This window comes from Sorangium sp. So ce726 (assembly GCF_051521405.1).
GTDB lineage: Bacteria > Myxococcota_A > Polyangia > Polyangiales > Polyangiaceae > Sorangium.
On the sequence record NZ_CP150349.1, the window covers coordinates 13102224 to 13116269 of the forward strand.

The 14046-nt window shown below is 73.9% G+C and carries 10 protein-coding genes and 1 tRNA gene; 5 read left to right on the forward strand and 6 right to left on the reverse strand.

Annotated elements, in window-relative coordinates; translation table 11 throughout:
* Positions 1-7 precede the first annotated feature (7 nt).
* Positions 8-994, reverse strand: a complete 987-nt coding sequence (locus WME79_RS48880) for a hypothetical protein (protein WP_437529904.1) — start codon at positions 992-994, stop codon at positions 8-10.
* Positions 995-1346: 352 nt separating this feature from the next.
* Here WME79_RS48880 and WME79_RS48885 point away from each other — a divergent pair, with 352 nt between their 5' ends.
* The 3 genes from WME79_RS48885 (at position 1347) to WME79_RS48895 (ending at position 3487) form a co-directional block, all read left to right on the forward strand.
* On the forward strand, positions 1347-2210 hold the full coding sequence (locus WME79_RS48885) for a Crp/Fnr family transcriptional regulator (RefSeq protein WP_437529907.1): 864 nt from the start codon (positions 1347-1349) through the stop codon (positions 2208-2210).
* Positions 2211-2418: 208 nt separating this feature from the next.
* Positions 2419-2501 (forward strand) — tRNA-Leu (locus WME79_RS48890).
* 275 nt (positions 2502-2776) lie between these two features.
* Positions 2777-3487 carry a DciA family protein gene (locus tag WME79_RS48895; RefSeq protein ID WP_437540094.1) on the forward strand — a complete coding sequence of 237 codons (711 nt, stop codon included), beginning with the start codon at positions 2777-2779 and terminating at the stop codon, positions 3485-3487.
* Here the strand turns inward: WME79_RS48895 and WME79_RS48900 are convergent.
* The 4 genes from WME79_RS48900 to purD all read right to left on the reverse strand — a co-directional run bounded on the left by WME79_RS48900 (position 3378) and on the right by purD (position 7081).
* Positions 3378-4226: an FHA domain-containing protein gene (locus WME79_RS48900; RefSeq protein ID WP_437529910.1), complete on the reverse strand. Its 849-nt coding sequence runs from the start codon at positions 4224-4226 to the stop codon at positions 3378-3380. The genes WME79_RS48895 and WME79_RS48900 overlap by 110 nt on opposite strands.
* 3 nt (positions 4227-4229) lie before the next feature.
* Complete coding sequence (locus WME79_RS48905) at positions 4230-5108, reverse strand: FHA domain-containing protein (protein WP_437529913.1); 879 nt, start codon at positions 5106-5108, stop codon at positions 4230-4232.
* A 179-nt stretch (positions 5109-5287) separates the two neighbouring features.
* Positions 5288-5737 (reverse strand): hypothetical protein, encoded by a 450-nt coding sequence (locus tag WME79_RS48910; protein WP_437529916.1) that lies wholly within the window; start codon positions 5735-5737, stop codon positions 5288-5290.
* Between the two features lie 9 nt (positions 5738-5746).
* On the reverse strand, positions 5747-7081 hold the full coding sequence (gene purD / locus WME79_RS48915) for a phosphoribosylamine--glycine ligase (protein WP_437529919.1): 1335 nt from the start codon (positions 7079-7081) through the stop codon (positions 5747-5749).
* A gap of 281 nt (positions 7082-7362) precedes the next feature.
* On the opposite strand from purD, the gene WME79_RS48920 reads away from it, so the two are divergent.
* A complete protein-coding gene (locus WME79_RS48920; protein WP_272096750.1) occupies positions 7363-7803 on the forward strand; it encodes a deoxycytidylate deaminase in 441 nt (146 codons plus the stop codon).
* A 78-nt stretch (positions 7804-7881) separates the two neighbouring features.
* Here the strand turns inward: WME79_RS48920 and WME79_RS48925 are convergent, their stop codons facing one another.
* Complete coding sequence (locus WME79_RS48925) at positions 7882-9294, reverse strand: sigma 54-interacting transcriptional regulator (protein ID WP_437529922.1); 1413 nt, start codon at positions 9292-9294, stop codon at positions 7882-7884.
* A gap of 369 nt (positions 9295-9663) precedes the next feature.
* Here WME79_RS48925 and WME79_RS48930 point away from each other — a divergent pair, with 369 nt between their 5' ends.
* Positions 9664-14031 carry a protein kinase domain-containing protein gene (locus WME79_RS48930; RefSeq protein WP_437529925.1) on the forward strand — a complete coding sequence of 1456 codons (4368 nt, stop codon included), beginning with the start codon at positions 9664-9666 and terminating at the stop codon, positions 14029-14031.
* Positions 14032-14046: the final 15 nt, after the last annotated feature.

Below are 14046 nucleotides of genomic sequence, written 5' to 3' on the forward strand. Positions count from 1 at the left end.
CGGCAGCCTACCGCGGCAGCACGGCGCTGAGCAGGCCGAAGAGCTTGTCGAGCTCCCCGGGCGTCACGCGCCGGTTCGACTTCACGCGGTCCCCCTCGGCGACGAAGACGATCGGGTCGACGACGCGGACCGTCACGATGGCGATGCGGAACGAGGTCGCGCGCTCGATCTCCTCGTTGAGGAAGGCCGCGTCGCGGGCGGCGAGCTCTGGGCTCTCGCTCGCGCCGTCGAGCGCGACCGTGGCGCCGCCGTCCTTGGTCAGCGTCACGGTGGCCTCGAGCGATCTCAGGGTGGGCGGCACCCGTGGCGCCTCCCGCGGTCCCTTCAGCGTCCGCGCCGGGTCGATGGCCGCGGCGATCGCGGCCTCGTCGCCTGTCGGATCGGGGAAGCCGCCCGTGCCCACGAAGCGCCGCGCCTCGCGCGCCCGCGCGACCGGCAAGACCACGAGGAAGTCGGGCTCCACGGTCGCGACGACGCGCGTGTGCCCCTTGATGGTCACGCGCACCGCCGGCACGCCGAGCCCGCTCTCCCGGGTCCCTGGCGGCTGGCTGCGCGAGAGGAGCGCGTCGAGGCCGGACGCCAGCCTGTCCGGCGGCACGCTGTGCTGGACGACGACCACGGCCTCGTGGGCCGCGTCCGCGCGCGGCGCGGTGACGAAGGCGCGCTCGACGTCCCGCTCCGGATCGAGCCCCGTGCCGGTGAGCACGGGGCCCCACAGATCGAGCTCCGCGAGCCGCGCCATGATGGGGTGTCCCCGGGTCCTGTCGCCGTAGACGAGCACCGAGACCTTCCCCCCGGCGATCGACTGCGCGATCGCGGCCGCGTTGCGCGGCTTCGGCGGCGGCGCTGTCTCCACGCTGACCGGCGCTCCGGACGACGCGGAGCCGCACGAGGCGACGAGGAGGGCGAGGCCGATGACGGCGAGCTGCAGCAGCGAGCGGCGCAGCGGCGAGACGCGCATCGCGTCGGGGAGCCCTTGGCGAACGGACGGCATCACCCAGGCGACGTTACCGGCACCTACCCGATCCTGCCAGCGGGGCAAACCTCCACGGCGCCCGGGCGAGCGTCGGCGCCTGGGCGCGCGTCGACCGACCGCCCGCCCGATCGTCGCTCGCCGACGCGCGACGCGACGACGCGCTGCACGGCGACGATGCGAGAAGGTGCGCGGGCTCGCGGTCCTCGCGCGCACCTCGCTGCGGCGAGGCCATCCCTCTTCCTCGGCTCGGGACCTGGAGTAGGATGCCGCTCCCGCGGTCCACGCAGAGCTCGTGCGCGCCGCAAGGCTCCGTGTCCCGCGACGCTGCGGACGCGGAGCCCGACCCATGTTTGAAGAGGAGTGTCATCCCATGGCGGTCCGCCCATCCGACCTGCACGCGATCCCCCTGTTCGAGAGAATCACGGAGGATCACCTCGATGACCTGATGAAGGCGTTCCAGCGCCAGGAGGTCCCGTCCGGCCACGTGCTCTTCGAGGCCCGGAGCGCCCCGGCGCACCTGTTCCTCCTGGTCCAGGGCGAGGTCGCGCTGCTCGACGCGGGCGAGACGCGCTTCCGTCTGAGCCCCATCTCGCCCATCGGCGAGCTCGGCGCGCTGACCGGGTTCCGGCGGACGACGACGGCCGTGACGACGCAGCCTTCGGAGATCTGGCGCATCGGCGTCGCCGAGCTCCAGGACTTCTTCGAGGACCACGGGGATGTCGCGTACCCCTTCTACAACAACCTGCTCAACGTCGTTGCCGGCAAGATCCGGCGCGACGCGCGCCGCCTCGAGGAGACCCGCGCGAACCTGATCCGCACGCAGAAGGCGATGAAGCGGCTCCTCGATCTCGTGCTCGACAGCGAGGAGACGCCGCTGAGCAAGGTCATCTGCGCGACCCTCGAGGATCTCATCGAGAAGAACCGGCGCTCCCACTACATGGTCGAGCCGGCTCACACGCTGAAGAGCTCGGTCCGTCTGGACAGCGGCGCCCTCGTCCCCGTCGTCGAGCTCTCGGACGGCTGGCTGCGCCTCGCCGGTCTGCGCGACGTCGCGAAGGGCGCGCACTGGAGCGGCGTGCTGGTCCTGCCCGCGCGCGAGATCCCGGTGAGCGGGACCATCGACGCGGTCGACGATCACGGCGCGCTGGTGAAGCTCGATCTCCTGATCGACGAGTACGCCTCCGCGCTCCAGGACTACCTGACGCGCCTCCAGATGCTGGATTTCGTGGTGTGACCTCTCGCCGCGCCGCGATCGCGTGCCGCGCCTCGATGCGTGGCGGCCGCGGCGCGGCGGCGTTGCTCCTGGCTTCGCCGCGCCTCCTGCCCGCGCGACCGCTCTCGGGCTCTCAGACCGTTGACCGTTGGCCGTTGGCCGTTGGCCGTTGCCAGGATCATGCCCGGTGATCTACGGTTCCAGGAGCTCGCTGACATCGCAGCGCTGAGCCGAAGTGGCGGAATGGCAAACGCGGCGGATTCAAAATCCGCTGTCCGCAAGGGCTTGTGGGTTCGAGTCCCACCTTCGGTACCGAGAGCGCCTCTCATGATCGTTCGCCGCCAGGCAGCCGAGGGCGGGGGGTCGCTCTGGCGGGCGGCCGTCTTGGTCACCACGCGCGCCGTAGGGGCTGACCGTTCGTGACGCTGGGCGAGCCTGGACGGCGCGCTCTGCCGGAGCACGGCGCTGTCAGGCTGCTACGCTCGGCGCGCATGTCGCGTCGGAGCGGAGGTGGGTTCGAACGGCTGGGCGCGCTGATCCAGCGCGAGTCCTCGCTCTCGGCGCCGGGGGAGGTCGACACCTCGCCGATGCCATTTCGCGAGTGGGAAGCGGCCGTCGGGTCCCGGATCGCCGCGCGCGCGCGGCCGCTCAAGCTGGAGCGCGGCGTGCTCCACGTTCGTGCGGCGAGCTCGATGTGGGCGCAGGAGCTCTCGCTGCTCGGCGACGCCATCACCGCGCAGCTCCGGTCGCGCGGCCTCCCGGTGCAGTCGCTCCGGTTCCGCGTCGGCAAGGTGGAGCCGGTCGCGCGGCCGCCGTGGCGCGAGGAGGTCCGCCCGACCCCGAAGGAGGCGCCGCTCCCGGTCGAGGTGCGGCGAGAGCTCGGGAAGGTCGCCGACATCGAGCTGCGCGAGGCGATCGCGAAGGCCGCCGCGAGGAACCTCGGCTGGCAGGAAGCCGAGGCGGGCGCGCGCCCCCGCAACGCACCGCCGCCGCTCCAGTCCTCCGCGGCGCCGGCCCCACGCGTGGAGCCGGCGGCTGCTTCACGCGCGGCGCCGCCGCCTGCGCCGCACGGGGCCGCCCGCGCGGCGCAGCCGCCGGTCCCGCGCGCAGCGCAGCCGCTGGCTCCGCGCGTGTCGCGTGCATCGCCAGAGGCCGCCGCTCCCGCGACGCCCGGCGGCGATGCGGCGGCTACTTCGCCGCGACGAGGCGCTCGAGACCCTCGATCCGCTGCATCAAGAACCGCTCGGTCGGACCGAACGACGGAGCCATCCGGCGCAGGTCGTCGAGGTAGATCCTGAGCGGCTGGATATCGAGCGTCTTGACGCGCCGGACGACGGTGTAGAGCTCGTCGACGACGGGGCCGGGCAGCGGGCGGCGCGCGATCGTGAAGAGCTCGAACGCGTAGTTGACCCACGTCCCCTTGGTCGTGGCGCCCGCGAGGCGAGCCGCGTAGCGCGCGGCGAGCTCCGCGGCCGGCATCTCCAGCGGCACGTTCGTCCGTGCGCGGCTCAGGATGTCGATCAGCACCGTCTGCAGGATGCGCTCGGCCTCCTCGCTGCGGCCCATCGCCAGCGCCTTGTCGGCGAGGCTCGCGAGCAGGCGCAGGGACTGGAAGCCCTTGGATCCGCCGTCTCCCGTCGGGCTCGTGAGCTCCGTCGGGTCGTCGGACATCTTGCGCATCTCGGTCAGCGCCATCGCGCCGAGCGTCGCCGTCGCGCGGCGGAACTCGACCCCGTAGGCGTCGTGGGGGCGCGACTCCTCCCCGCCGTAGAGCAGCATCTCCTGGCTGCCGATGATGATGCGGTCGCCGTCGGTCAGCTCGCGCTGGCCGGAGATGCGCGTGCCGTTGACGTACACGCCGTTCCTGCTCTCGAGATCGTGCACGGCCACGCCGTCGCTGCGCACCTGCAGCGCCGCGTGGCGCCGCGACACCAGCGGGTCGTCGAGCGAGAGCTGGCAGTCGCCGCTCCGGCCAATCACGAAGGGCCCTTCGGGGAGCTCGAAATCGTGCGCCAAGTACCGGAGGCGGAAAGGCATGGTCTATTTCAGTGCGCCGAGGCGCTCGAGCCCTTCGATACGCTGGAGGATGAACCGCTCCGCCGGCGTACGCTCGCCTGCGCGCTCGCGGAGCCGCTTCGCATAACCACGGAGAATGGACATGTCGACGGCCTTCACCTTGCGCAGGACACTATACAGCTCATCGACGAGGTAGGCGGGGAGGAGGAGCTCGAGCCGGGTATTCAGCTCGAAAATATAGTTGATCCACGAGCCGCGACCCGTCGCCGCGGCGAGGCGGGCCGCATACATGCTTGCCTTCTCGACCAGCTCGGGCTGCACGGCGCCGACGCCCCCGTCCCGCGCCTTCGTGAGGATGTCGGTGAGCGAGCGCTGGAGGATGCGCTCGGCCTCGTCCACGCGCCCCAGGGCGAGCGCCTTGTCGGCGACGCTGCCGATGAGGCTGAGCGCGTGCACGCGCTTGTCGGGGTGCTGCGGGACAAGCCCGGGGAGCGACCTCCGGGAGGCGATGGCCGTCGCGCCGTCGTCCTCGCCCCCGGGCATCTCGCTCATGTCGACCGTGCGCGCGTTCTGCTGCCTCGTCCAGAGCGGCGCGCTCCGCGGCGAGTGCGCCGAGCTCGGCTCGATGGCCCCGAGCAGGAACATCTCCTGCCCCCCGATCGCGATCTTGTCGCCGTCCGACAGGATCTGGCGCCCCGCGATCCGAGCCCCGTTGATGAGCACGCCGTTGCGGCTGCCGAGATCCTCGATCGCGACGCCACCCTCACCGACGGTCAGCAGCGCGTGCCTGCGCGACACCAGCGGGTCGTCCAGCGACAGCTGGCAGTCCGCGCTCCGTCCGATGAAGAACTCGCCGAGCGGCACCTCGAGATCGTGGGCGAGGTAGCGCAATCGGATGCCCATGATCGAGCCATACCAACAGCCCAACAGGCCGTCAAAAGACAGCTTTCGGGCCGTGTAGCATTGGTTTGCAAGCCCACAAGAACGGCCGTGCAATGCGGACGGGACGTCCGTTTCCGTCGTACAGTATCACACCAGTTGATGGCGTCGCGCGTCGTCGCGACCGGCTTGGGCGACGAGGCTCAGGGGAGGCGAGAGAGGACCCGGAGCAGCCTAAGGAGGAGCCTTGGGTGCGCGACGAGGCCGTAGATCTTGAGCTCTCCGCGGGTCACGAGGCGCGCGAGGTCGCGCAGGGGGCCGCTCTGGCGGCGGTGCAGCACCCCCAGCTTCGGGAGGCGCAGCCAGCGGTGGAACGCGATGTCGGGGAGCCGGCGGAGCGCCGACTCGTCGCCGCAGAACGTGACGGACGGGATGCCGATGGCGCCGTCGTGGATGGTGAGGCGCCCGTGGTCGAAGCGCATCGTCATGGACGTGTCGGCGTCCTGCGCGACGACGAGCACCGACCCGCGCAGCGCCCGGAAATCGGCGGCGCGCTTCGGGTCGCGCGAGAGGTGCTCGCGGATGAGCTGACCGAGGTGGGCCGCGAGCGGGTTCTCCTCAGCGCCTGGGGCGAGATCGACGATGGGATCCATGGTGCCGCCTCACCCGGCCGTGCGCGCTCCGTCGACCCCGATGTCGCGGCGGAGCACCTTGCCGTCGAAGTCGATGGCGCCCACGGCGCGGAAGGCGCGCTCCCGCGCCTCGGCGAGCGAGTCGCCCGCGGCGGTGACGGCGAGCACGCGGCCGCCTGCGGTCACGACCGCGCCGTCCCGTTCGGCCGTGCCCGCGTGGTTCACGAAGGCGCCCTCCACCGCGGCCGCGGCGTCGAGGCCGCGGATGACGTCGCCGGTCACCGGCGCCGTGGGGTAGCCGCGCGCCGCGAGGACGACGGTGAGCGCGTGGCGGCCCGGGGCGACGCGCGCCGCCCCGGGGGCGAGCGCGCCCGCCGCGGCAGACGCGCAGAGCTCGGCGACGTCGCCCTCGAGCAGCTCCATCAGCGCTTCGCACTCGGGATCGCCGAAGCGGACGTTGTGCTCGAGCAGGATGGGGTCCCCGGCCGGCGTGATCATCAGGCCCGCGAACAGCACCCCGCGGAAGGGCCTCCCTTCCGCCCGCATGCCGTCGATCGTCGGCCGGAGGATCTCGCGCTCGACGCGCGCCATCAGGGCCGGGGTGACGCGGGCGCTCGGCGCGAACGCGCCCATGCCGCCCGTGTTCGGCCCGGTGTCGCCCTCGCCGACGCGCTTGTGATCGCGCGCCGCCGGCAGGACGAAGATCGCCTCGCCGTCGCTGATGGCGTGCAGGCTGGCCTCCTCGCCCTGGATCGCGTCCTCGAGGATCACGGTCGCGCCGGCGTCGCCGAAGCGGCGATCCACGAGCATGTCCTTCGCGGCCGCGAGCGCCTCGTCGACGGTCGTCGCGACGACGACGCCCTTGCCGGCGCAGAGCCCGTCGGCCTTCACGACGATGGGCGCGCCGCGCTCGCGGATGACGCGGGCCGCCTCGTCGAAGGAGCGCACGATCCGGAACGGCGCGGTCGGGATCCCGTGGCGCGCGGCGAACTCCTTGAGGAACGCCTTCGACCCCTCGAGGCGCGCCGCCTCGCGGCTCGGCCCGAACACGGCGACGCCTTCGGCGGCGAGCGCGTCGGCGACGCCGGCGCAGAGCGGCGCCTCGGGGCCGACGACGACCAGGTCGGCGCGCTCGCGGACGGCGAGCCGGGTCGCCTCGGCGGGCGACAGGGACGGGAGGTCGACGCGCCGGATCGGGGCGCGGCCGGCGCCCGCTTGCGCGTGGGTCCCGGCGTTCCCGGGCGCCACGATCACCTCGGCGACCGAGGGCGATCGGGCGAACGCTCGCGCGAGGGCGTGCTCGCGCCCCCCGGAGCCGAGCACGAGGATGCGGCGATCTGACCTTCGGGTTGCGGCAGAGCTCACCCCCGCGCGCTATCACGCGCCGGGGCTCGTTGTCGAGGCGCCTCGCGCGGTCCCAGGCCCGCGGGGGGGCTCCGCGGCGCCCGGCGTCGTGATAGAAGCGCCCGCGGGGCGCGCGGCGCGGCTCAGCCGGGGCCGCGGGCGCGCGCCGCCGGGCCCTTCGCGAGGGGGACCGGAGGGTGGATCCCTGAACATTCTGGAGGGATCAGCGAGCGCGGGTCGCTTGATGTCGAGGAGACGTCGAGGGGGCGGCGGGCGCGGATCCCCCGTCGTGGAGGTGAGCGATGACGCATCGGGCTTCGTGGGATGAATATTTCATGCGCATCGCCGAGGTCGTCGCGTCGCGGGCGACCTGCGATCGGAAGCACGTCGGCGCGGTGATCGTGCGCGACAAGAGCATCCTCGCGACGGGGTACAACGGCTCGATCCGGGGGCTGCCTCACTGCGATGAGGAGGGGCACCTGATCGAGGACGGCCACTGCGTGCGCACGATCCACGCGGAGGCCAACGCCATCATCCAGGCCGCGCGGAACGGGGTGCGGATCGACGGCGCGACGGTCTACGTCACGGCCTCGCCTTGCTGGGGGTGCTTCAAGATGATCGCGAACGCGGGGCTCTCGCGCGTTGTCTTCGGCGAGTTCTACCGCGACGAGCGCATCTTCCGGTTCGCCACGGAGCTCGGGATCGAGCTCGCCCCGCTCGAGCGGCGCGAGACGCCCGCCTGAGGTGTTGCGCGGGCGGGCGCTCGGTTGAGCGAGCCCTCGCGCAATCGACGCCAGGTTGCGCGGCGACCTGCGCAACGCTCAGGCCTTGCGCGGCCGCGGCAGCCCATACACGCGGATCCGCTCGACCAGCGTGCGCCGCGAGATCCCGAGCAGCGCCGCGGCGCGCGTCTGGTTCCCCATGCACTGCTCGAGCGCCTGGACGATGCGCTCGCGCTCGTGGGCCTCCATGGCGTCGCGCAGCCGGGTGGGGCCCGGGTCCGCGCCGTCCGGCGCGCTCTTCGCGCCGTCGGGCACGCTCCTCGCATTCGTAGCCACCGCCGCACGCGCGTTCGAGGGCGCCGAGGTGGGCGCCTGCGGCGGGCGCGCCGGAAGGGGCATGGCATGCGATGGACGGGTGGGATCGGCCAGCGGGGAGAGGAGCAGGTGCTCCGGCCCGATGGGCGCCCCGTTGGCGAGGATCACCGCGCGCTCGATCACGTTGCGCAGCTCCCGGATATTGCCTGGCCAGCTGTGGCGCTGGAGCCCCGCCAGGGCCGCGGGCGAGATCGGAACGGACGCGGCGCTCGCCTCGCCGGGGAAGAGCTCCTTCGCCGTGCGCTCCGCGAAGAGCTGCGCCAGCGCCGCGACCTCCCCGGGCCGCTCGCGCAGCGGCGGGATGGAGAGGGTCACGCCGTTCAGCCGGAAATACAGGTCCTGCCGGAACGCGCCGCGGCTCACCTCGGCCTCGAGGTCGCGGTGCGTGGCCGAGACGAAGCGGACGTCGATCTTGATCGGGGTCAGCCCGCCGACCCGCATCACCTTCCGCTCCTCGATGACCCGGAGCAGCTTGGCCTGGATCGAGGGCGGCAGCTCGCCGATCTCGTCGAGGAACACGGTGCCCCCTTCGGCCGTCTCGAGCAGCCCCGGCTTCGCCCGGACGGCGCCGGTGAAGGCGCCGCGCTCGTGGCCGAACAGCTCGCTCTCGAGCAGCGACTCGGACAGCGCGACGCAGCTCAGGCGCAGGAGCGGGCGGCTCGCGCGCGGCGATGCCCTGTGGATCGACTCGGCCAGCACCTCCTTGCCGGCGCCCGTCTCGCCGAGGAGGAGAATGTTGATCGGGCCGTTCGCGACGCGCTCGGCCAGCTCGTAGACGGCGCGCATCGCGTCGTCCTTGACGATGACGTCCTTGCCCGCGTCCCGCTCGCCGCCCTTCTGGCGGAGGACGACGCGCGCCGCGCCCAGGTAGATGACGTCGCCGGGCGAGAGCTCGACCGCGGCGCCCCGCGCGGACGTGCCCTTGCCCACATCGATCAGGCGCTCGGTCGCCGCGCTGCAGTGCCGGGAGCGCACGCGGGTCCCGTTGCTGCTGCCGAGGTCCTCGATCCGGAGCGGCGGGCCGAGGTGCAGCACCGCGTGCCGGCGCGACACCGAGGAGTCGGGGACGCAGATGCCGGCGTCCTCGTCCCTGCCCAGGACGACGCTGCCCGAGCCCGGCAGCTGTCGGGTGCTCATCGAGCTCTGGGTGATGATCAGGAGCTCGAGCGAGCCACCATCGCGGGAAAGAATCTCCGGCTCAGCCACATCGCACCCCAGAGTCGCGCCGGACGACGAGCGACGCCCCGCCGCTGCGCGCGTGCGATCCGTTCCGGGGACCGTTGCGGCAGCGTTCGCAGGACGGTCGCCGGGACCGAAGGCACGCCCAGCAGCCGGCTGCGTAGCACGGACGCGCGCGCAGGGCGACTGCCGTCGCGCTCACCTCGCGCCCGCGGGGCTCGCGAAGCGTGGCGGTCGAGGTGGTCCAGCGCGCGCGGGGCAGCGATCGTCATCGCTGCGAGGCGGCGCGCTCCCGGTGCCGCTGCGCGGGCAGTAGAATTTCCGCGGATGATCGCGCGGGACCCGTTCGGCTGGGTGGGCAGCACCATCGGCGGCAAGCTGCTGGTGGACGCCGTGGCCGGCGAGGGGACGTTCGGCGTGGTCTACCGGGCGACCCACCTGGGATTCCAGGAGCAGGTGGCGGTCAAGTGCCTGAAAATCCCCGCAGATCTCCTGCCGGAAGAGCGGCAGTCGCTGCTCGAGACGTTCGAGCGCGAGGCCCGGCTGCTGCACCGGCTCTCGCGCCGGACGACGGGCATCGTCCAGGCGCTCGACGTCTCTGCCGCGACCTCGCCGGAGGGCTGCTGGACGCCGTACATCGTCATGGAGTGGCTCGAGGGAGAGACGCTCGCGCAGCACATCGAGGCGCGTCGCGCGGCCGGGCGCGCGCCGTACTCCGTCGACGAGGCGATCGAGCTCCTGGCGCCGGCGGTGGGGGCGCTCGCGATGGCGCACGACGAGCGGGTCTCTCACCGCGACGTCAAGCCGGCGAACCTGTTCCTCGTCGAGATTCCCGGCGCGACGACGATCAAGGTCGTCGATTTCGGCATCGCCAAGGTGATCGACGCGTCGATGCCGCTGTCGAAGGCGTTCGCGGAGACGAGGCGAGCCGTGGCCGCGGCGCAGGGCGTGAGCGCCAGCGACACGACGCAGGTGCTCGCGACGTCGCCGACGTTGCACGTGTTCACACCGCTCTACGGCGCGCCGGAGCAGTTCGAGCCGAAGCTCGGCGCGACGGGGCCCTGGACGGACGTGTTCGCGCTCGGGCTCGTGCTGCTGCAGCTGGCCTCGGGGAAGCAGCCGATCGACGGGCGCGATTGGGCCGAGCTCTACCTCGCCGCCGTGGACCCGCGGAGGCGGCCGTCGTTCGCGCGGCTCGGCGTCGAGGCGAGCCCCGCGCTCGAGGCGGTCGTCGCGCGGGCCGTCGCGGTCGAGCCCGGAGCGCGCTTCCGGGACGCGCGCGAGCTCGGAGAAGCGCTCGCGTCCGCGCGCGCCGGCTCCGCGCTCCGGCCGCCGGCTGCCCCGCTCTCCGCGATCTCGTCGAGGGCCGACCAGGCGCCTCCGCGGGATCCGAGCGCGGCGCTCCCGGGCGCCCCGGCGCCCACGGACGCCACGAAGGTCGCGGCGCCCGCGGGCGCCGCGAAGGTCACGGCGCCCGCGGGTGAGTACCGCGTCTGTACCGTGCTCTCCGCGGAGATCGTCGCCGGCGATGACGGGCAGGAGCCGCTCGATCCTGAGCAGGAGCTGGAGCTCCGCGAGGCGTGCCGCGAGCTCGTCCGCGAGCGCGTCGAGGCGCTCGGGGGCGTCGTGCAGGGCAGGAGCGAGGGCGTCGTCACCGCGCTGTTCGGCGCGCCGCGCGCGAGCGACAACGACGCCGAGCGCGCCGTCCGCGCCGGGCTGGAGCTCGCGTTGCTCGACGCCGCGTCGCTCCCTGTCCAGCTGCCGCCGCGCTCCCGGCCGAGGTTGCGCGTGGGCATCAGCACGGGGAGGCTGTTCGTGAGCGGCGCGACAGGGCAGGGCGCCCCGGTCGACGCCTCCGGCGAGGCCTTGAAGGCGGCCGCGCAGCTCCAGCAGGCCGCCGCGCCCGGCGCGGTGCTGATCGCGCAGCCCACGTTCCGGCAGGTGGCCGGGCTCTTCCAGGTCGAGCCGCAGGGCAACGGCGCGCCGGGCTTCCGTGTGCTGAAGCTCGCGAGCGGAGTGGGCGCGGGATCCGATTTCCTCGGCCTCGACACCCGCTTCGTCGGGCGGGCGGGGGAGGTGCAGCGGCTCTCGGAGGCGCTGGAGACGGTCGTCGCGGAGCGGCGCGCGATGTTCGTCTCGGTGATCGGCGCGGGCGGCATCGGCCGAAGCCGCCTCCTCGCCGAGGTCCGGACGAGGGCGCTGTCGCAGGCGGAATCGTGCGCGGAACCGTGCATCGTGCTCGGCGCGGCGTGCTCGTCGCTGTCGATGGATGCGAGCTACCACCTCGCCGCGTCGCTCCTTCGCGCTCATTTCCGCATCCAGGACGGCGACGCGCGCGATGTCGTGCTGCGCAAGCTCGCGAGCGGTGTCTTCGGCGCAGACGCCGGAGGCGAGGCCGGCGGCGCGCCGCACCCGCTCGCCCTGGAGGACGCGCTGGCGGAGGTCGCGGCCGTGCTCTGCCCGCGCCCGGCGGCGCAAGCCGCGTCCGCGCCGGCCATCGTCCCCGACGAGGGTGGCGCCGAGGTGGCGAAGCGGGTGGCCGCGGCCGTCGCGATGCTGCTGCGGGCGATGGCCGCGCGCGGCGCTGTCGTCGTGCTGCTCGACGACATCCACTGGGCGGACGACGCCAGCCTCGACCTCTTCGACGACCTCGCCGTGCGCCTGTCGGACGCGCCCCTGCTCCTCGTCGGCGCCGCCCGGCCCGAGCTCTACGAGCGGCGGCCGCACTGGGGCGAAGGGAAGGCGAGCCACGCGCGCCTCGATCTCGGCCCGCTGCCGCGGCGGCACATCGAGGACATGGCCCGCGAGCGCCTCCGCCTCGTCGCGCGCTGCTCCGCCGAGGCCATCCGCGCGCTGGCGGAGCGCGCCGAGGGCAACCCGCTCACGCTGACCGAGACGCTGTACCTGCTCATCGACGCCGGCGCGCTCGAGCGGCGCCTCGGCGAGCCCTGGATCCTGCACGAGGAGCAGCTCGCGCGGCTCTCGTTGCCGGCGACGATCCAGGGCATCGTCCAGGCGCGGCTCGATCGGCTCGACGGCGAGGCGCGCGCGGTCCTGGCGCAGGCGGCCGTGGTCGGCAGGACGTTCTGGAAGGGCGCGATCGATCACCTCCGCGGCGCCGCGCCGCTCGACGGCGGCGGCTCGAGCACCGCGGACGTGCTGCGGCGGCTCCGGGATCAGCAGATCATCCAGGCGCGTGACGCGTCGACCTTCTCCGAGGACTGCGAGTACGTCTTCGCCGAGGCGGCGACCCAGGAGATCGCCTACGAGACGCTCAGCCTCAAGGTGCGACGGGCCATGCACCGCGCGGTCGCCGCCTGGGTCGACGGCGTCTCGGCGGGGCGCTCCCCTGCGCGCGCGCAGCGGGGGCTCGGGGAGGCGCTCGCGGCGCTCCACCATGATCGCGGCGGCGACGCGCGGAGCGCGGCGCTCGCCTACACGCGCGCCGCGGCGAGCGCGTCGTCGCTCGGGCAGAACGCCGAGGCGCTGCGGCACTTCGAGCGGGCCCGGGAGATCCACGCGAGCTCGGCGGACGGCGCCCCGGCGAGGGGCTCCGCGGCGCGCGCCCCGTCGGCCGCCGCGCCGGGGGGCGACGAGCGCCGGCTGTTCGCCTGGCACGAGCGCGCGGCGCTGTTGCTCGACGTCGGCGACGCCCTCCGCAGGGCGGGCCGCCTCGACGAGGCGGAGCGCGCGTACCTCGAGGCGCGGACGCGGATCCTCCGCGTCGAGCGGCGCGCCTCCGCGCCGCCCGCGCAAGGCCCGGAGGCCGCGCTGTTCTGGGATGCGCGCGTGGATTTCCGCCTCGCCCTCGTGCTCAAGGTGCGCGGCGCGACGGCCGACGCGCGCGCGCTGGTCGAGCGCGCGATCGCGCTCGCGGAGCGCGGCGGCGCCGCCCCGGAGACGCTCCCGATGTACGGGCTGCTCGCGGCGCTCCACCGGCGCGCCGGCGATCTCGACGCGTGTCGCGCCGTCGCGCTCCGGAGCCTGCGCATCTGCCAGACGCTGCATCGAGGCGACGACCGCCGCCGCGTGGCGGCGTCGCAGCTGCTCCTCGCGCTCGGGACGGTGTTCTACTCGCGCGGTCGGCTGGTGCAGGCCGAGCGCTGCTACCGCCAGGCCGCGCGGGCCGTCGACGAGCGCGCCTACCCAGAGGCGCTGAGCTTCGCGCTGAACGGCGTCGCGGCCGTGCTGTTCGCGAAGGGCGATCTCGGCGGCGCACGGGAGGTGTTCGCTCGAGCGCTCGCGCTGAAGGAGCGGCTCGGCGATCTCCAGGCGATCGCGTCGGGGCACAACAACCTCGCGGAGGTCGAGCTCCGTCTCGCGCGCCCGCACGCCGCGCTGGAGCACGCGCGGCGCGCCGTGAGGCTGGGCGAGCAGGCCGGCGCCGGCGCCGATCTCCCGGACGCATACCGGAACCTCGCCGCCGCGCTGCTCGCGGCCGGCCACGTCGGCGAGGCGCTCGAGTCCGGCTGCGCGGCGCTGCGCCTCGCCGAGGTGGGCGGCGGGCGCGTGTACCTCGCGGACGTGGCGCTCGGCCTCGCGCGGATCTGCCGCGCGGCCCTCCGCGACGCCTCGACCCGCCCTCGCGCCGAGGCGGCCGTCGCGCTGCTCTCCGCCTCGCTCGCGGCGCATTTCCGGGACGGCGAGCTCGCGGCGCGGGCGAGCGAGTGCCGCGCTCTGCTCTCGGATTCCTGAGGCGCTGACCCTTTC